The 18,757-nt window shown below is 39.1% G+C and carries 17 protein-coding genes; 9 read left to right on the plus strand and 8 right to left on the minus strand.

The window, feature by feature from the left end:
• Positions 1–72: 72 nt before the first annotated feature.
• Genes parC through DO88_RS01915 form a run of 7 tightly spaced genes read right to left on the minus strand, consistent with a single transcriptional unit; the run spans position 73 to position 7,862 of the window.
• Positions 73–2,367, minus strand: a complete 2,295-nt coding sequence (gene parC / locus DO88_RS01945) for a DNA topoisomerase IV subunit A (protein WP_007376505.1) — start codon at positions 2,365–2,367, stop codon at positions 73–75.
• 10 nt (positions 2,368–2,377) lie between these two features.
• The gene (locus DO88_RS01940; protein ID WP_033040844.1) at positions 2,378–3,472 is read right to left on the minus strand and encodes a PQQ-dependent sugar dehydrogenase; all 1,095 of its coding nucleotides are present in this window, start codon (positions 3,470–3,472) and stop codon (positions 2,378–2,380) included.
• A 29-nt stretch (positions 3,473–3,501) separates the two neighbouring features.
• The gene (gene parE, locus DO88_RS01935; protein WP_008136372.1) at positions 3,502–5,391 is read right to left on the minus strand and encodes a DNA topoisomerase IV subunit B; all 1,890 of its coding nucleotides are present in this window, start codon (positions 5,389–5,391) and stop codon (positions 3,502–3,504) included.
• Positions 5,392–5,433: 42 nt separating this feature from the next.
• Positions 5,434–5,994, minus strand: coding sequence for a YqiA/YcfP family alpha/beta fold hydrolase (locus DO88_RS01930; protein WP_033040847.1), 561 nt, complete (start codon positions 5,992–5,994; stop codon positions 5,434–5,436).
• Positions 5,979–6,764 (minus strand): metallophosphoesterase, encoded by a 786-nt coding sequence (locus tag DO88_RS01925; protein WP_008136370.1) that lies wholly within the window; start codon positions 6,762–6,764, stop codon positions 5,979–5,981. The genes DO88_RS01930 and DO88_RS01925 overlap by 16 nt, the downstream gene beginning before the upstream one ends.
• On the minus strand, positions 6,751–7,209 hold the full coding sequence (locus DO88_RS01920; RefSeq protein ID WP_007376510.1) for a DUF1249 domain-containing protein: 459 nt from the start codon (positions 7,207–7,209) through the stop codon (positions 6,751–6,753). Before DO88_RS01920 ends, DO88_RS01925 begins: the two co-directional genes overlap by 14 nt.
• A 26-nt stretch (positions 7,210–7,235) precedes the next feature.
• Positions 7,236–7,862 carry an NUDIX domain-containing protein gene (locus tag DO88_RS01915; RefSeq protein ID WP_033040848.1) on the minus strand — a complete coding sequence of 209 codons (627 nt, stop codon included), beginning with the start codon at positions 7,860–7,862 and terminating at the stop codon, positions 7,236–7,238.
• A 149-nt stretch (positions 7,863–8,011) separates the two neighbouring features.
• Between DO88_RS01915 and tolC the strand changes: the two genes are divergently transcribed.
• The 3 genes from tolC to DO88_RS01900 all read left to right on the plus strand — a co-directional run bounded on the left by tolC (position 8,012) and on the right by DO88_RS01900 (position 11,017).
• Positions 8,012–9,367 carry an outer membrane channel protein TolC gene (gene tolC / locus DO88_RS01910; RefSeq protein ID WP_033031395.1) on the plus strand — a complete coding sequence of 452 codons (1,356 nt, stop codon included), beginning with the start codon at positions 8,012–8,014 and terminating at the stop codon, positions 9,365–9,367.
• A gap of 108 nt (positions 9,368–9,475) precedes the next feature.
• On the plus strand, positions 9,476–10,405 hold the full coding sequence (lpxL, locus tag DO88_RS01905; protein ID WP_033031397.1) for an LpxL/LpxP family Kdo(2)-lipid IV(A) lauroyl/palmitoleoyl acyltransferase: 930 nt from the start codon (positions 9,476–9,478) through the stop codon (positions 10,403–10,405).
• 39 nt (positions 10,406–10,444) lie between these two features.
• Positions 10,445–11,017, plus strand: a complete 573-nt coding sequence (locus tag DO88_RS01900) for a toxin co-regulated pilus biosynthesis Q family protein (RefSeq protein WP_007376514.1) — start codon at positions 10,445–10,447, stop codon at positions 11,015–11,017.
• Positions 11,018–11,060: 43 nt separating this feature from the next.
• Here DO88_RS01900 and glnE read toward each other — a convergent pair whose 3' ends face one another.
• Positions 11,061–13,856: a bifunctional [glutamate--ammonia ligase]-adenylyl-L-tyrosine phosphorylase/[glutamate--ammonia-ligase] adenylyltransferase gene (gene glnE, locus DO88_RS01895; protein WP_033031398.1), complete on the minus strand. Its 2,796-nt coding sequence runs from the start codon at positions 13,854–13,856 to the stop codon at positions 11,061–11,063.
• 78 nt (positions 13,857–13,934) lie between these two features.
• On the opposite strand from glnE, the gene DO88_RS01890 reads away from it, so the two are divergent.
• The 6 genes from DO88_RS01890 (at position 13,935) to ruvX (ending at position 18,586) form a co-directional block, all read left to right on the plus strand.
• Positions 13,935–14,828: a DUF350 domain-containing protein gene (locus tag DO88_RS01890; RefSeq protein WP_007376516.1), complete on the plus strand. Its 894-nt coding sequence runs from the start codon at positions 13,935–13,937 to the stop codon at positions 14,826–14,828.
• A 270-nt stretch (positions 14,829–15,098) separates the two neighbouring features.
• A complete protein-coding gene (locus DO88_RS01885; RefSeq protein WP_007376517.1) occupies positions 15,099–15,575 on the plus strand; it encodes a hypothetical protein in 477 nt (158 codons plus the stop codon).
• A gap of 76 nt (positions 15,576–15,651) precedes the next feature.
• Positions 15,652–16,386, plus strand: a complete 735-nt coding sequence (rsmE, locus tag DO88_RS01880) for a 16S rRNA (uracil(1498)-N(3))-methyltransferase (protein WP_033040850.1) — start codon at positions 15,652–15,654, stop codon at positions 16,384–16,386.
• Between the two features lie 54 nt (positions 16,387–16,440).
• Positions 16,441–17,391: a glutathione synthase gene (gshB, locus tag DO88_RS01875; RefSeq protein ID WP_007376519.1), complete on the plus strand. Its 951-nt coding sequence runs from the start codon at positions 16,441–16,443 to the stop codon at positions 17,389–17,391.
• Positions 17,392–17,546: 155 nt separating this feature from the next.
• Entirely contained in the window at positions 17,547–18,104 is a 558-nt protein-coding gene (locus tag DO88_RS01870) for a YqgE/AlgH family protein (protein ID WP_007376520.1), read from the plus strand.
• Positions 18,105–18,139: 35 nt separating this feature from the next.
• Positions 18,140–18,586, plus strand: a complete 447-nt coding sequence (ruvX, locus tag DO88_RS01865) for a Holliday junction resolvase RuvX (protein WP_033040851.1) — start codon at positions 18,140–18,142, stop codon at positions 18,584–18,586.
• Positions 18,587–18,757 lie beyond the last annotated feature (171 nt).

The raw sequence follows: 18,757 nt of genomic DNA on the forward strand, positions 1-18,757 counted from the left end.
TTAAGTGCTTTATTTTAAAACAAAAACGGCCTGCAAATGCAGACCGTTTCTAATTATACAAAAAGTAATTGATTACTCTTCGTTAATGGCTTCTATTGGCTCATCATCTTGAGGAGTTAGCTCAACAACGGCTTCGTCAACACGCTGTAAGCCACGTGGTAACTTATTACCACGACGACCTCGCTCACCATGATAATGCTCTAAATCACTTGGTTTAAGTGTTAGTTTACGCTTACCAGCATGAAGCGTAACACTGCTTCCTAATGGCACAACAGCTAGCACTTTTACAAACTCTTCACGGGCTTGTACTTTAGCACCTGGTATAGAAATGATTTTATTACCTTTACCCTTACCTAATTTTGGTAAGTCTCGCAGTGGGAATAAAAGCATTCGACCTTCGTTAGAAATAGCCATACAGTAATCGCTAGCAACATCGTTCACCCTAATAGGAGAAAGTAATATGCCTCCTTTAGGAACACTTACCAGCGCTTTACCATTTTTATTTTTACTCACTAAATCTTTAAAGTCGGTAATAAAGCCGTAACCTGCATCTGACGCCATAAGTAAGACTTGCTCGTCTTCACTCATTACCACGTGCTCAAAATTAGCACCTGGTGTTAAGTTAAAACGACCTGTCATTGGTTCGCCTTGGCTACGCGCCGAAGGCAGACTGTGCGCATCGGTTGCAAATGCCCGCCCTGCTGAATCTAAAAATACAGCCGGTTGATTGCTCTTACCCCGAGCCGAGGCTCTAAAGCCATCACCTGAACGATAATTTAAGCCTTGTACATCTAAATCATGGCCTTTACCAACGCGTGCCCAGCCTTTATCTGATAGCACAACAGTGACTGACTCTGATGGAATTAAATCTTTTTCGTTAAGTGCTTTCGCTTCTGAGCGCTCAATCACTGGCGAGCGACGATCGTCACCGTACATTTCAGCGGCTTCTTGAATTTCTTTTTTAAGCAGTGTCGACATACGACGTTCTGAGCCAAGTATTTGCGCTAATTTATCACGCTCTTTGGCTAGTTCATCTTGCTCACCGCGAATTTTAAACTCTTCAAGTTTTGCTAAATGACGAAGTTTTAATTCTAAAATAGCTTCTGCTTGTGTATCAGTTAAATCAAAGCGCTCCATTAGTACAGGCTTTGGTTTATCTTCACTGCGGATGATTTCAATCACTTCATCAATATTTAAAAAGGCGGCTAATAAACCTTCTAAAATATGCAAACGCGCTAATACTTTATCTAAGCGATACTGCAAACGACGGCGCACTGTTTCGCGTCTAAATGTTAGCCACTCACTTAAAATACAGCGCAAGTCTTTAACTTGCGGGCGGCCATCTAGGCCTAGCATATTTAAATTTACGCGGTAATTTTTTTCAAGATCGGTGGTTGCAAATAAATGCGCCATCAATGGCTCAGCTTTAATGCGGTTTGAGCGTGGAATAATTACAATGCGTGTTGGATTTTCGTGATCTGATTCGTCACGTAAATCGGCAATCATTGGTAATTTTTTAGCGTTCATTTGCGCTGCAATTTGCTCAAGTACTTTACCACCAGAACATTGATGCGGCAGCGCTGTAATAACGATATCGCCATGCTCTTCGGTGTAAACCGCACGCATTTTGATTGACCCACGACCGGTTTTATATATTTTATGAATATCGGCTTTTGGGGTAATTATTTCAGCATCTGTTGGGTAATCTGGTGCATGGACAAGCTCAAGTAATTCTTCAAGCTCTGTTTTTGGTTTATCAAGTAATAAACAACATGCACTAGCCACTTCACGTACGTTATGTGGCGGAATATCGGTTGCCATACCTACGGCAATACCCGTTATACCGTTGAGTAAAATATGCGGTAAGCGAGAAGGCAGTACTACTGGTTCATCCATTGTGCCATCAAAGTTTGGTGTCCAATCGACGGTGCCTTGGCCAAGCTCTTTTAATAGTACTTCTGAAAACTTAGATAAACGCGCTTCTGTATAACGCATTGCTGCAAACGATTTAGGGTCATCTGCCGCGCCCCAGTTTCCTTGTCCATCTACCAAAGGGTAGCGGTAAGAAAACGGCTGCGCCATTAATACCATCGCTTCGTAACATGCACTGTCGCCGTGTGGATGGTACTTACCGAGTACGTCACCCACAGTACGAGCTGATTTTTTGTACTTGGCATTAGCCGACAAACCCAGTTCGCTCATCGCATAAATAATACGACGCTGTACTGGTTTTAAACCATCACCTACATGCGGTAAGGCGCGGTCCATGATCACGTACATGGAATAATTTAAATAGGCGTCTTCGGTAAAACGCCCCATTGTTTGTTGCTCAATTCCTTGCATTAGCAAGGTATCTGTATCACTCATTAAAGCTTACCTAGTTTTTCTTATAGCTTACACGGTAGATTACATTGGCGTAATCATCGCTTACTAACAGACTGCCGTCACCTAATTCTGCAAATGCAACAGGGCGTCCAAATGTTGTTTCGTCTTTCATAAAGCCAGTAATAAATGGCGTATATTTAGTTACGCGACCAACTTCAATTGTTGCTAGCCCTACTTTATAACCTACCTTTTTAGAACGGTTCCATGAGCCATGTTCAGCAACAAATAATTGGTGCTTATAACTTGCTGGAAATTGCTTAGCGTTATAAAAATGAATACCTAGTGGCGCTACATGCGCAGGAAGCGCAAGTGCTGGCGACGTGTAATCGGCAATGTTTTTACCTTCACCAAACTCAGGGTCAATAATCGCACCGGCATGAACATACGGAAAACCAAAATGCTCACCTTCTTGCGTTGCGCGGTTTAATTCATCAGGTGGAATATCATCGCCCATCATGTCGCGACCGTTATCACTAAACCATAAGGCTTGAGTCGCTGGATGAAAATCAAAACCCACTGTGTTTCTAACGCCCTTGGCTATTGTTTTTATTTGTTTTGTTTCTACATTAAGCGCAAAAATACGGCCAAAACGCTCATTTTCAGCACAAATATTACACGGTACACCCACTGGAATGATTAATTCTCCCGTTGGTGCAAAACGTAAAAATTTCCAACCATGATGACGCTCACTCGGTAATGCGCCATAAACCACATCAAACTTTGGCTCTTTTAATTGGGTATCAATATTTTTAAAGCGAATAATACGATGCACTTCGCCTACATATAAATCGCCGTCTTTAATCGCTATGCCAGAGGGCATGTTTAAACCTTTAGCCACAACAATTTTTTTATCTGCTACGCCATCGCTATTATGATCAATAAGCGCGTATACATTGCCCGCTTTACGAGAGCCAACATACACAATACCTTTTTTTGAAACAGCTATTTGACGCGCATTTTCTACATCATTTGCAAATAAACTTATTTCAAATCCCGGTGCTACGGTGAGCTTATCGAGTATATTTTTAGCCATTGCAGGAGCAGTAGTTAGCCCAAGTAATAGCAAACTTCCTAGTAGTTTATTCATTCATATCTCCCAGTATTAAACACAGGCGATCAAACTTGTGCCTTGTTACCATGATCTTCTAACCATTGACGACGATCCGGCGATCGTTTTTTAGCAAGCAGCATATCCATCATTTCCATGGTTTCTATTTCTTCATCAAGCGTAAGCTGTACTAAACGTCGTGTATTTGGATCCATGGTTGTTTCGCGCAATTGCAGTGGGTTCATTTCACCCAGACCTTTGAATCGTTGCACGTTTACTTTTCCGCGTTTCTTCTCTGCTTCTATACGCGCTAAAATAGCGGTTTTTTCGCCTTCATCTAGTGCGTAATAAACTTCTTTACCAATATCTATTCTAAATAATGGCGGCATTGCAACATACACATGCCCTGTTTTTACTAACTCTGGAAAATGGCGAACAAACAATGCACACAATAGTGTTGCAATGTGTAGTCCATCCGAGTCTGCATCGGCCAATATACAAATTTTATTGTAGCGCAGTCCCGACATATCGGTTGATTCTGGATCAATTCCCAGTGCCACTGAAATATCGTGTACTTCTTGTGATGCTAATATTTGGCCTGATTCGACTTCCCACGTATTCAAAATTTTACCACGTAGCGGCATAATTGCCTGAAACTCACGATCTCGCGCTTGTTTAGCAGAACCACCAGCAGAATCACCTTCCACTAAAAACAATTCGGTACGATCGTTATCGGCAGCACTACAATCGGTTAGTTTACCTGGTAATGCAGGGCCTGCAGTAACTCGTTTACGTACTACTTTTTTAGCTGCACGCAAACGGCTTTGTGCGTTTGAAATACATAGTTCAGCTAATAATTCTGCAGTATCGGTATGTTCATTTAGCCATAAACTAAACGAATCTTTTACAACACCCGATACAAATGCGGCACATGAACGTGATGAAAGTTTTTCTTTGGTTTGCCCTGCAAATTGTGGATCTTGCATTTTAACTGACAATACATAACTACAACGTTCCCAAATGTCGTCAGGCGTTAGCTTTACACCACGCGGGAGTAAGTTTCTAAACTCACAAAATTCACGCATTGCTTCAAGTAAACCTTGGCGCAGACCATTTACATGTGTACCACCTTGCGCGGTAGGAATAAGATTTACGTAACTTTCAGCTATTGATTCTCCACCCTCAGGTAGCCATACAACAGCCCAATCAGCGCCTTCAATAGAGCTTTTAAACTCACCTACAAACGGGTCTTGTGGTAATGTTTCAAAACCTTTAACGGCTTCAATTAGGTAATCTTTTAAACCCGTTTCGTAAAACCATTCTTGAGTTTCTTTCGTTTGCTTATTAACAAACTTAATACGCAGACCTGGGCATAAAACCGCTTTGGCTTTTAATAAATGATTAAGCTTGGTAATTGAATAGTTTGGTGAATCAAAGTAGCTAACATCAGCCCAAAAACGCACTGTAGTACCCGTATTGCGTTTACCGACGGTGCCTATTACACTCAAGTCTTCTACTTTATCGCCATTTTCAAATGCCATTCTGTATTGCTGGGCGTCACGCCTTACGGTTACTTCTACGCGCGTAGATAGCGCATTTACTACAGAAATACCTACACCATGTAAACCACCCGAAAATTGGTAGTTTTTATTAGAAAACTTACCACCTGCGTGTAATTTAGTGAAAATTAACTCAACCCCAGGAATACCTTCCTCAGGGTGGATATCAATAGGCATACCACGACCGTCATCGCTCACTTCAAGTGAGTTATCTTCATGCAGAATTACGTCGATACGTGTAGCATGACCAGCCATAGCTTCATCGACACTGTTATCGATAACCTCTTGGCCTAAATGATTTGGGCGTACGGTATCGGTGTACATCCCTGGGCGTCTTTTTACCGGGTCTAATCCATTAAGTACTTCAATGGCTTCGGCGTTATAATTTTGATCACTCATAGTTTTTATCTTTATATGCGCTAAGGCTATGCTTAGCTAGTTTTACGTGATTTTAAGAAAATCTACAATACTGGTAAAGGTGTTATCAAAACCTGTATAGCTATGATCGCCACCAAACTCTACCCGTTGTTTGCATTGTGAATAATAGTTTACTGCGTGTTGAAAATTAAGCACTTCATCGCCGGTTTGCTGTAATAAATACAGCAACTCAGGGTATTTTAGCTTATCTACAGACAGTATTTTTAAGGCATTTATATGACTGCTATTTAAATCATAATGATAATCTTGGTAAGGATTATAGTTTGGCCCAAGTAACGCTTGTAATAAATTGTATGGTGCTACCGCTGGATTAATAACCACTGCAGGAATTTGATAACGCTGCGATAAATATGTGGCAAAAAAACCACCTAACGAGCTCCCTAATAATACTGTATTAGGTGTTAGTAATTGCTCAAGCTTAATGATAGCTTGTATAGGCTCATGGTTTAGGCACGGTACACAATAATCAACGTCATAGTGTGCCATAAGCTCGCCAAAGCGCACAGCTTTATATGACTTATGTGAGCTATTAAAACCATGAATATAAATTATCCGTTTAGCCATACTACTTCCGTTTTCATGCCTATTTTATCTTTTTCTGTATCTATATAAAGCATTCTATAAGCTGGGCCGCAGTTTTGCTGTTGCCACTGCGCACTGTATTTTTTAAACTGCGTAGAACTCGCCGGTGTTGCAAACACGCTTAACTCTCTATAACTTTGCTCATATTCATTATGAACGTGACCATGGAAAACCCCAATAATATTACCACTATTTACCAGTACATTTAATAATTGAGGCCCATTTTCGAGCATGTGCTTATCAAGGTAGCCATTTATTGGTAACGGATTATGATGACAAAATATGATCTTTTTACTGCTTGATTGAACCAAACACTCCGTTGTTTCATCTAAATGCGCGCCAGTCACCCACCCAGCAGGTGTAGGACCTTTCGAATTAATAAGTAGTAACTCAATGCCGCTTGCCGCTATGTGTTTGGCACTATTTATTTGCCCACCACTTATACGGTTAAGCATTGTTATCTCATCGTGATTACCTGGCAACCAGAATACGGGACATGTTAATGCACTTTTATGTATCAGTTCACTAAACAATAGATAAGACTCAAAGCTGTGATCTTGTGTTAAATCACCACCAAATATCACACAATCAAGTGGTTTTTGAGCCATGTGTGCTAGTGCTTGTTCAAAATGCGATGCAGTGTTTACTCCAAAGTACTCACCGTCTTTATCGGCAAATAAATGGCAATCGGTTACATGCGCTATGCGCAGCACCGATTTATTAAATGTATGTTTATCATCAAACCAAGCCATTATTTACATCCCAATTAAGGGTCGCTTGTCCGTGTTCAACACAGGCAACAAGCCAATCATATAAAAAAGCGTTAAGTTGGTATTTTTCATCTTTTTGATGCATTTTAGGGTTAGGATACCCATAAGATGGCTTTATCCTTTGATGATAATCGTGATGAATAATCTCAGCTACTTTAGCGTCATGATACAATCTAACCGTTAAGTAAAGCGGTGCTATGCCTTTAACCATTCCTGTTAACTGCTTAATTGAAATATCCATAGTGTATTTTGCACTACCATCAATTTTTGTAGCAAACTCACTGTTGCCAAGTTTTACTTCACGAATGCTTCCTATATTGCGCTCGCTAGGCAGTAATTTTAATAGTCGCACATAATTATGCTCGCAAAGCGTTAAATACTTTGGGAGGCTTTGAATATATCGTTTTGTTGCTAATCGTGCTGTCAAAGTACCACCATAATATTAGTAAGAATTTATGCCCATTTACTTGCCATCTTTTCGCGATTAAGTGCAAGCCATTGCATACAGATAACCGTTGCTGCATTATCCATTTCACCGTTATTGAGGCGAATTAAGGCATCATCAACCGTTAATATATGGGTTTTTATGTCTTCACCTTCCGTTTCCAGCCCATAAACACCCGACTCTATTTGGCTTAAATCAGCGCGTGCTAAATACAAATGTAGGCGTTCAGTTGTGCCACCAGGGCTTGATAAGTATGAAAGCATAAACTCCAACTCATCTAACTCAAGCCCAGCCTCTTCAAATGCTTCTTTTTTAACGACTGCTTCATAATCATCACTACCATCGGTCATGCCAGCAATACATTCTAGCAGCCATGGCGAGTCCTTGCTTTTAATAGCGCCAATACGTATTTGCTCAATTAAAAGGATGGTGTCTGATATTGGGTCGTACGGCAATACAGCAATAGCATCACCGCGTTCTAATATTTCGCGACGAATAGTTTTTGATTTTCCACCTGCAAATAATGCGTGTTCGAACTGATATAAGTTCACCTGAAAAAAACCTTTATAGAGATTTATTACAGGTTTTATTTTCACATCTTTATGTGTAAATTTAACCAAACTTTTATTTACCATGCATCGACTTCCTGTATATCTAAACGATTAAAATGCGTTAATATATTCTGTTACATTTGAACATGCGGTTTTACAAATTTTTTTTTTTTTATTAAGTAAAACAGGTTAACATGCTTTTAGTATAAAAATTGTCTAAGGACTGAACCCATATGAAAAAGAACATTCTTGCGGCACTGATTAGTTTATCATGTGCACTAGGCTCAACAGCAGCTAATGCTGAAGATTTACTAAACGTTTTTGAAATAGCGACAGCTAATGATCCTACCGTTTTAAAGGCAAAAGCCCAAGCAGATGCACAATCTTACGAAAGTGATCGTGCTATGAGTGCATTATTACCTCAAATTGGTTTAAGCATGGGTTACAAAAAAACTGATTCAACCACTTATAGACAATCTGAAGATTTGTCGGCTATTAATCAGTTTAATACTGATAACGATGAGTTTTCTCGAGGCTTAAGTTTAAGTCAAACTTTATTTGATTTAGGCGCTTGGAACTCATTAGATATTGCAGATAAACAAGCTCTGCAAGCAAGCGCGCAATACGATGCAGCTAAGCAAAACTTAATTGTACGCGTTGCTGAAGGTTATTTTAACGTATTAAGTGCGGTTGACAATCTTGAGTTTATAGAAGCCGAAAAACGTGCTATTGAACGCCAACTTGAACAAACAAAACAACGCTATGCGGTAGGCTTAACAGCTATTACAGACGTACACGAAGCACAAGCACAGTTTGATAATTCAGTAGCTCAAGAGATTATTGCAAGCAATGCAGTAGAAACAGCCCGTGAGCAACTTCGTGAAATCACGGGTAAGTACCATGCAAAATTAGATTTTTTAAATACCGATACTTTCTCTACAACTAAGCCAGCTAAACTTTCTTCAGATTTTGTTAAAGTCGCTGAAAATAAAAATATTAGTTTACAAGTATCCAAAGTAACCGTTGATATTGCAAGAGATCAAATTGAGCTAGCTAAAGCGGGGCATTACCCAAAACTAACTCTAAACGCCAGCTATGGTGATACTCTAACTGATACAACAACAAACAATTTGAGTTTCAATAACCGCCCGCGTGAAGATTTATCCTCGGTCGGTATTAACTTCAGCGTCCCACTCTACTCGGGTGGTGCAACGGTTGCTGCAACTAATCAAGCCCGTGCATTTTACGTAGCTGCAAGTCAAGATTATGAAACAAATTACCGTGCTATAACACGCACTGTTATTACATCTTACAACCAAGTTGTTTCGGACATTGCAACTTACAAAGCACTAGAGCAAGCGGTTGTTTCGGCCCAAAGTGCGCTTAAAGCAACTGAAGCAGGTTTTGAAGTAGGCACACGAACTATTGTTGACGTACTGGTTAGTACACAAAACTTATACAATGCAAAGCGTAACCTTGCTGATGTGCGTTATAGGTATGTACTCTCTACCCTTCGCTTAAAACAAGCAGCAGGAACATTAACAAGTGAAGATTTAGTGGCAATAAACCAAGGGTTAAAAGCCGCTTAAATTACACTTTTTGTAATGTAAAACTAGAAAAGCCAGCGACATTGCTGGCTTTTTGTATTTTATAGCGCTTAGCGTTAAACTAGCATTTTTATTTATAGAGAGTTTTTTGTGGTCACCTCATCTCCTTTTAAAGCATCTTTTTTAGGTCCTCGATACTGGCTAACGTGGATTGGCGTTTTATTCTTATATTTACTCTCTTGGTTGCCACAAAAACTACAATTAGCCATGGGTAAACAGCTGGGGCGTTTAGTTTATAAATTCATGAAACGCCGTCGCCATATTGCACAAGTAAACATTAAACTATGCTTTCCTGATATGAGCGAAGCAGATCAAAAAGACCTAGTACTCAAAAATATGGAAAATACAGGAATTGCGATGGTCGAGACCGGTATGGCTTGGTGGTGGCCGCAATGGCGTGCTCAAAAAGCATTAGGGTCTTTTAAAGGGCTTGAACACTTTGAGCGGGTGCAAGCTTCTGGCAAAGGCGTATTATTACTTATTCCTCATGTTTTACATCTTGAAATGGCTAGTCGCATAATGGGATTAGCGTGCCAAGGAGTTGGGTTTTATCGTCCTCATAACAACCCATTGATGGAATACTTTACAACCAATGGACGCCTCCGCTCTAACGAATATTTAATTGGTCGTAAGGACGTAAAAGGTCTATTAAAAGCATTAAAAAATAAAAAAGTTTGTTATTACTTGCCTGATCAAGATTACGGTCGTAACCGTTGTGAGTTTGTTCCTTTTTACGCAGTACCCGATACAGCAACCACAACAGGCACACTGATGTTTGCTGGTAGTAAAAACTGCGAGACAATGAGCTTAATCACGCGTCGTGACGACAGTGGTAAGTATCACTTAGAAATATTACCTGAGCTTGAAAATTTCCCAAGTGGTGACGATAAAGCGGATGTAATACGTGTAAATCAACGTATGGAGCGTTCAATTAACGCGGCGCCTGAGCAATATATGTGGCTCCATCGCCGTTTTAAAACGAGACCAGACAAAAATACCCCTTCTTTTTATAAGAAGTAGCAGTGGAATAACACTAAATACAAAAAGTGAGTAGAGATTATGTGGTTTTGGGTTAAACATTTATCATTTGCTGCAGTATTAATTATACTGGCTATCTATTTTTTATTCAGTGATGGGCCAACATTTGATATTAGAGATTCTAAAAATGCGGCAGCTGAAGGGCTATCTCGCTTTTATTCATCCATCCGTAATCAAGTTCAAAGCAATAAAGAGCGAGATCAATTTGTACTCCAACTCAAAAAGCCAGATCAGACTCTTGATCGCGTGTTAGCGGAGCGAGGCCGAACGGTTGATCCTATGCCAACTAGCTGGACGGGCGGAATTGAGCCCAGACGTTTTGAAAGTGGAACAACGTTAAAAAAAGCACTTTCTCAATATGCTGATAATGAGGGTCTTGCGCTTTATTGGTATTTAAGTAAAGACTACGTAGTAAAAGATCATTTTAGGGTCGACAGTAATTTCACCTCTGCATTATATCAAGTAGGCAGAGCTATTAATGATGACTTTGAATATGAGGTCTACACTTATTTTTGCCACAAGCAACGTGCCGCAATAATTACTGAAAAACCGTCTGAATTTGTACGTGCTAACTGCTTAAAATTAAACATTTAACCACTTAAAATAAAAACCCAAGCTTTAGCTTGGGTTTTTAAATTTAACTTAACGCAAAAATGCTATTCCAAATATGTGTTACATGAGTAATATCATTCTGGAATGCTTCTCGTGATACTAATTTACCTTGCTGATCTAAGCTCAGTACATGGTAGCAAGAACGATAATCAATATACGCTTTGACCAACTGTTGCTTTTGCTCTTCAGTAATACAACCAATTTTAGCAGCCTCAGTTAAAATTCTTACGTTGTCAGAATAAACTATTAGCTTTTCAAATTTATAGGCATATTTGAGCACTATATATTGCGTAATAAATTCAATATCAGCCATACCACCAATATCTTGCTTTAAGTCAAATTGATCAGTATTTCCTTTTGCTAGATGATCACGCATTTTTTCACGCATTTTTATAACATCATCTTTTAGTGTTGTAGCATCGCGTTGTTGACTCAGTATATTTTTTCTAATTTCTAGAAAGCGTTCAACTAGCTCATCTTGACCTAAAATTAAGCGAGCACGAACAAGTGCTTGATGTTCCCACGTCCATGCTTGAGTTTGCTGATAATGATTAAAGCTTTCAAGGTTGATCGCTAGCAACCCTGATGCACCTTCAGGTCGTAAGCGTGTATCAAGCTCATATAAAATCCCCGATGCGGTACGTGTATTAAATAAATGCATTAGGCGTTGTGCGAGTTTTAGATAAAACTGCCTTGAATCAATTGGCTTATCGCCATCAGTTTGACTAGAACCGTCGTGGTTATGTACAAAAACTAAATCAAGATCTGAATCGTAACCCACTTCAAATCCCCCTGTTTTACCGTAAGCAATTACGGCAAACCCTTTATTTTCATCGTCAGTGCCCGGCGGCATGCCAAAACGCTTAACCGTATTATGCCATGCAATATTAACAGCTTGATCAACAATCGCTTCGGCCAGTGCTGTTAAGTGATCGCTTACTTTCATAACATCAATTACTCCAGTAGCATCAGCTGCTGCGATACGTAATTGATGTGTTTGTTTGAACTGCCTTAGAGATTCCATTTGTAGTTCTAAATCATCATGTTCAATGCGTAAGAAATATTGCCTTATTTCATATTTATAAGCAGTTAAAGGGGTCGGCTTATACAAAACTGCAGGATCAATAAGCTCGTCAAGTAAGATAGGATAGCGAGATATATGTTCTCCTATCCATTTGCTATGGCAACACAATAGTACCAGCTGCTTTAATGTTCCTGGGTTTTCGTATAATAATTCCAAGTACGCAGTACGCGAAATAATTTTATTTAGTATTTGGCAAACCATAGAAAATGCTGCACCACTGGCGTTAAAATTATTTAACTGTTTTAGTAAAGCTGGCATTAATTTATCGAGAATATCGCGCCCCCGATTACCTATTTTTGCCTTTGATATACGTTGTTTAAAATCTTTTAATGGTAATTGCCAATCATCTTTTGGCTCATTTAAAAAACTAATATCACCATGATCCCATGCACTCACAAATGCCCCTTCACTTGTATCTAAAGGCTCAGTTTCTTCACCAATCACCTGTGTAAATTCGTTATGTATTTGCTGCATGACGTGATCTATTTCAACCAATGTTGCGCCAAAATCATCCTGTTCTAATAAAGTATTTAGGCGTTGCTGGTTTAACTCATCATCCGGCAATGTTTGTGTTTGCTGATCGTCGAATATTTGCAAGTACTGTTCAACTTTACGTAAATAAAGATAATTATTCTCAAGACCTTGCGCTTCAAGCTCATTAATAACTTGGTTAACCGTTAACTCCTTTAACGCTTTAAGTAATGATTGCGTTTGTAAGTTAGCTTCTCGTCCACCTCTTACCATTTGCAACGCTTGAACAATAAACTCAACCTCTCGAATACCACCACCACCTAGTTTGATATTATTAGTTAAACCTTTTCGCCGCACTTCTTGGGCAATCATTAACTTCATTTTTCGTAGTGATTCAATCACTGAGAAATCAATATAGCGACGATATACAAATGGCTTTAAAAGCTGATTAAATTCATCCCAATACTGATTAGGTGTACCAATTAAACGCCCTTTTAACATGGCATAACGTTCCCAATCTCGTCCTTGCTCTTGGTAATAGTCTTCAATTGCGTTAAAGCTCATAACAAGTGGGCCACTTTCACCAAACGGGCGAAGTCGCATGTCAACCCTAAATACTTGCCCGTCACCGGTCGTTTGATTTAGCGCTGCAATTAGCTTTTGTGCCACCTTTGTATAAAATATTTGCGCCTCTAAGTTTCGACGTCCACCTTGTGTTTTAACACTGCGGGGATAAGCAAAAATAAGATCTATGTCTGATGAGTAATTAAGTTCTTGCCCCCCTAGCTTACCCATACCAAGTACCATTAATGGCATTGCTCGGTTACCCTCATCTAAAGGTTCGCCATTAATTTTAGCAACGTGCGTATGCGCCCATTGATTCGCACTTTCTATCAATATATCAGCAAGCTGACTAATGTATTTTATGCTATCAGCAATTGGGGGATTACAGCATAGATCTAAAAATGCGACCTTAAGCCAGTACTTCTCTCGAAACTGACGAAGTATCTTATGGCATTCATTTTCATCTATCTCAGCTAAATTTCTATTTTCAAAAGGAGAGTTAATAATTCGGCTTTGTATTTCGTCTTTGCATGTTAGCCACTCTTTTAAGTCTGGCTGGGATCTTAAACTACGCCACGCAAAGTCACTTAATCCGAGTAACTTTACAATAACGGGCTCTTTATTTTGCTCTGGGTACAACTGCTCAAAGCGCATTAAGCCAAGTTTTTGTAATTGAATAGGAAGTTGCTTTACGTTACTCATCAATACTCTCTTTTATATCATCAGTAACCGTACTAGAATGATTAAAACCTAGAAAGGTTAACTCTACTTAGGAATACCATGTCTTATTTGTCATTATCTAACACTAGTTTTGTTGCGATTGCTATTAGTTTTGCGGTTATTTGCATAACTATATTTTGCCTACGAGTCGTAACTCAAATTAAAGCAAAACAAGCGCTTAAAGATGAACTTGCGCAGCACGATAACTTTGCAATGGGGATTAGTTTTGCCTCTGAAATATCAGTTGTTATTGCAACTATGGCTTTTTTGTTTGATGAAATTAGCGTAAGTACTGCGCAATCCAACCCTTTAAAAGTGATTGTACTAATTATTCTACTGTTTATTTTTATCAAAGCGGGACACTTAATTCATCGAAAATGGATTCTCCATCGTTTTAATGAAGAAGCCGCTATATTAAAACAAAACGTATGTGCTGCATTAGTCGATTCAGGTATGTTAATCGCTAACTGCATTATGACTTTAGGGCTTTATACATGGACCCATACACAAGGTCTAAGTAACTTGCTAATTGCTTTTGTTAGTTTTTTTGTCCTGCAAGGTATGTTCGCTTTTGATAGTAAAATCCGCGAGTACCGCTTTGCAAAAGCGAATCAAGGAGCTTCATTACAGAGCAACTTTAATTTAGAGAACACCTCGATAGGGATACGCTATGCTGGTAAGTCGATTGGTTTAGCACTCGCTGTGTATGCTGGTTTATCCAGTGCTGAATTTCAAAATGGTAAAATGGTAGAAAATTTATTCACTCTCGTCATGCACTGCGGTGTAATGTGGATATTACTGTATGCGCTTACTTTTGTAATAAAAGTTATATCCTTACCTAATATTGATACAGCGCTTGAGGTTGATCATCAAGATAACATAGGGATTGCTTGTATTGAATTTGCTGTTTTTTGTGCTATTGGCTACTTGCTAATTAGCATGTTTTCTATTTAGCCTCCCTTTGACTGAAAAGGTTAGCCAGCGTACTAGATTGCTATGATATTAAAATTTATTTAGCGCTTGGAAAAATAAGGTGAATTTACACATCAATAGTGGGCTTACTGCACGTGAATTCAACATCGTTAATGTTGAATTCAGCTGTGTAAGATAAATTGGCTATTTTTGGCTCAAGTTATTTTTCAGTGAGTTCTTTAAATTAAACGACTGTAAACAATCTACTTTTAATTAAGTTTGTATACACTGACCTAAATACGATGGGGACTTATGCCATTCCAAGTGACTAACTATTTATTAATAGACATAGATAAAGAGTTTAGCCGATCATTTGCTGAGCACTATTTTAATAGTGAACGACGAAATACATCGAGCCCCTTAGTCATAGCGGGTTCTAATATGCGCCAATTAGTAAAAATGATGTTTGATGAGCTTATAAAAGACTATTGCTATTGCGATTTTGAAAACGAAATAAGTGTTTCTGAACTTGCCAGCTACTTGCATGAGCATCACAGTATCGAAGGTATTTTACTAAATAAAGTCGACTACTTACTGGCCGATGATGCACAGCGATTTATTTATAACTCTTTGCATAAAAATCGCATTTTAGTTAGCCAAGATGAAAATGGTTTTAACTTTTGCCCACTAACAGACCAAAGTCACTCAAATCATCTATCTTGCCACACCGATATAGCGGAAACTCCTTTGAACCTAGTTGAGTTAACAGAACAACTTAATAGAAAATAAATAATTGCACCAAGCTCACAGCTTACTTACCATAGCGGTATATAACTTTTATGCGCTAACCTATAAGTGACATTACATGCGAGTTCCTCATATTTATCAAAAATCTAACATTATCTTAAATACACCCGTTTCGTTAGATGAAGACGCTGCAGGCCACGTTGGCCGTGTACTTCGTATGAAAGTAGGCGAAAATGTGTCTATTTTTAATGGCGAAGGCGGCGAATACCTTAGTGAAATAATTGAAGTAACTAAAAAAACAGTTGTAGTAATGCCATATGAATTTAATGCTCATGATGTTGAATCCCCCTTAAAAATTCATTTAGGTCAGTGTGTTTCACGTGGCGATAAAATGGATTTTACGATTCAAAAATCAGTTGAACTAGGGATTACCGAAATTACGCCTATTTTTAGTCAGCGCTGTGGCGTAAAACTAATGGGTGACCGCCTTGAGAAAAAACACCAACAATGGCAAAAAATCGCAATTGCAGCAGCTGAGCAGTCAGGACGTAACTTTATACCAATCATTAATCCACCGATTGATTTAAAACAGTGGCTTGCACAACAAAGCAATGCAATTAAGCTCACACTCCACCCTCGTGCTGAGCACAGCATTAAAACCATTACAGTACCTAAAGATGGCGTGCGCTTTTTAGTCGGTCCTGAAGGTGGTTTTACCGATGATGAAATGGCACTAACTAAGCAACTAGATTTTGTAGATATTCGTTTAGGCCCGCGTGTTTTACGAACTGAAACGGCCGCTTTAACGGTCTTAAGTGCATTACAGCTTCAATTTGGCGATTTAGCTAATTGAAATAACTAAAAGCACCCTCATATAAACAGTAACATTTATAGTAAGGCACAGCGCATGGCAATTAAGTTAGGTATTATTTCAGATCCTATTAGTGGATTTAACATCAAAAAAGACACCGGTTTTGCAATGATGATGCAAGCGCAAGAACGCGGCTACGAAATTTATTATATGGAGATGGATGATTTATCTCTTCGTAAAGGTAAATCTTACGCTACGGCGTCTAAAGCGCAAGTATTCAACAATGCAGAAAAATGGTACGAGCTTGAAGAAAAAGCCACTATAGCCCTTGCCGACCTTGATGTAATTTTAATGCGTAAAGACCCTCCTTTTGATACTGAATACATTTACGCGACGTATATTTTAGAGCGTGCAGAACAAGAAGGTACGTTAATAATTAACAAGCCACAAAGCCTTCGCGATGCTAATGAAAAGCTATTTACAGCATGGTTTAGCGAACATACGCCAGATACCCTGGTTACACGTAGTCAAAAACAAATTCGTGAGTTTTTAGCCGAGCATAAAGACATTATTTTAAAACCACTTGATGGCATGGGTGGCGCATCTATTTTCCGCATCAGAGAAGACGACGCTAATATTGGTGTAATTTGTGAAACGTTAACCGAACACGGCAGTCGCTTTGCTATGGTGCAAAATTATATTCCTGAGATCAAACAAGGCGACAAGCGCGTATTGGTTATTGATGGCGAAGTCATTCCGTATTGTTTAGCGCGCATTCCACAAAATGGTGAAACACGCGGTAACTTAGCTGTAGGCGGTCGAGGCGAAGCGCGTCCTCTTAGCGAATCAGATTTAAAAATAGCGCAAGCTGTTGCACCAACGCTTAAAGAAAAAGGCTTAATATTTGTAGGCTTAGATATTATTGGCGATAAATTAACTGAAATTAACGTCACAGCACCAACGTGCGTGCGCGAAATTGAAGCTGCTTATGATATTTCAATTACGGGTATTTTATTTGACGCAATTGAGAAAAAACTAGGTAAATAAGCACATACCCAATCGTTACTTATAGCTTTTTTCGCATTAAAAATTAATGCAGTCACTGCTGCATTAATTTTTAATGATATACATAAGCTTATTTAGTTTTAAAAACATAGGTATATGCCATACTCAAAGTCCACTAACTTAAAAGGGTGAAATCTATGCAGTCATTAGAAAATCATTTTTTAATCGCGATGCCGTCGATGCAAGACCCTTTTTTTAAACGTGCCGTTACCTATATTTGTGAGCACAATGAAGATGGGGCTATGGGATTGGTGATCAACCAACCTATTAATGTTACCGTTGGCGAACTACTGGACAAAATAGAAATAGATAATGATAAAACCCAGCAAGCTGCACAAGTTGCTGTATATGCAGGTGGCCCGGTTAAAACCGATCGAGGCTTTGTACTGCATTCTCCAAAACTGGGTTACACCTCAAGTCAAAAGCTCAGTAGTGACATTATGATCACTACATCTAAAGATGTACTCGCAAGTTTAACAACCGCACAAGCACCCGAGCAGTTTATCATTACCTTAGGTTATTCAGGGTGGGAGCAAGGTCAACTAGAGCAAGAACTGCTTGATAATAGTTGGTTAATTATAGAAGCTGATCCGAAGATCATTTTTAATACGCCCGTTGAAAAACGATGGGAAAAAGCGGTTTCAATGCTGGGCTTTGATATAAGCCAACTAAGCCCTGAAGCCGGTCACGCATAGTAATTTTAATTATTTAAAACTTAAACAAGACAAACATGACAAAAAAAACGCTTAAACCGCAAGGCGAGCGAACCGTAATGGGCTTTGACTTTGGCACCAAAAGTATTGGCATTGCTATTGGTCAAGAGCTCACTGGTAGTGCATCGAGCCTAAAGGCTGTAAAAGCGCAAGATGGTATTCCAAATTGGGATCATATTGCAGTACAAGTGTCGCAGTGGCAGCCCGACTTAATGGTTGTTGGTTTGCCGCTAAATATGGATGGGACTTCACAAGAAGTAACTTTTAAAGCTAAAAAGTTTGCTAACAGGCTGCATAACCATTACGGCATTCCTGTGCAAACGCAAGACGAGCGCTTAACAACAGCCGATGCTAAAGCTCGTTTATTCGAGCAAGGCGGCTATAAAAACTTGGGTAAAGGTAATGTAGATAATATGTCTGCGGTTATTATTTTAGAAAGTTTTTTTGAATCTAGGGCGTGTTGATCTTTGGTGGGTGAATTTGCAGCAGTATGTTTGGTTTTTAGGCAAGGAAGAGCCTATGTAGTGTGGTTATTCCCCATAAATAGGCGATAACGCAGAATAAATACCAAACATGCACTGCCCTTTGGGTTCTTTCTAGGGACGATTAACTCTTTGTTGCTCGGTTTTTACTTA

The sequence above is a fragment of the Pseudoalteromonas sp. S3431 genome (assembly GCF_000690035.1).
Lineage (GTDB): Bacteria > Pseudomonadota > Gammaproteobacteria > Enterobacterales > Alteromonadaceae > Pseudoalteromonas > Pseudoalteromonas fuliginea.

Coding starts and splice junctions, on each gene's coding strand:
- parC (WP_007376505.1), bottom strand. CDS start 2,367: ATGAGTGATACAGATACCTTGCTAATGCAAGGAATTGAGCAACAAACA.
- DO88_RS01940 (WP_033040844.1), bottom strand. CDS start 3,472: ATGAATAAACTACTAGGAAGTTTGCTATTACTTGGGCTAACTACTGCT.
- parE (WP_008136372.1), bottom strand. CDS start 5,391: ATGAGTGATCAAAATTATAACGCCGAAGCCATTGAAGTACTTAATGGA.
- DO88_RS01930 (WP_033040847.1), bottom strand. CDS start 5,994: ATGGCTAAACGGATAATTTATATTCATGGTTTTAATAGCTCACATAAG.
- DO88_RS01925 (WP_008136370.1), bottom strand. CDS start 6,764: ATGGCTTGGTTTGATGATAAACATACATTTAATAAATCGGTGCTGCGC.
- DO88_RS01915 (WP_033040848.1), bottom strand. CDS start 7,862: ATGGTAAATAAAAGTTTGGTTAAATTTACACATAAAGATGTGAAAATA.
- tolC (WP_033031395.1), top strand. CDS start 8,012: ATGAAAAAGAACATTCTTGCGGCACTGATTAGTTTATCATGTGCACTA.
- DO88_RS01900 (WP_007376514.1), top strand. CDS start 10,445: ATGTGGTTTTGGGTTAAACATTTATCATTTGCTGCAGTATTAATTATA.
- glnE (WP_033031398.1), bottom strand. CDS start 13,856: ATGAGTAACGTAAAGCAACTTCCTATTCAATTACAAAAACTTGGCTTA.
- DO88_RS01890 (WP_007376516.1), top strand. CDS start 13,935: ATGTCTTATTTGTCATTATCTAACACTAGTTTTGTTGCGATTGCTATT.
- DO88_RS01885 (WP_007376517.1), top strand. CDS start 15,099: ATGCCATTCCAAGTGACTAACTATTTATTAATAGACATAGATAAAGAG.
- rsmE (WP_033040850.1), top strand. CDS start 15,652: ATGCGAGTTCCTCATATTTATCAAAAATCTAACATTATCTTAAATACA.
- gshB (WP_007376519.1), top strand. CDS start 16,441: ATGGCAATTAAGTTAGGTATTATTTCAGATCCTATTAGTGGATTTAAC.
- DO88_RS01870 (WP_007376520.1), top strand. CDS start 17,547: ATGCAGTCATTAGAAAATCATTTTTTAATCGCGATGCCGTCGATGCAA.
- ruvX (WP_033040851.1), top strand. CDS start 18,140: ATGACAAAAAAAACGCTTAAACCGCAAGGCGAGCGAACCGTAATGGGC.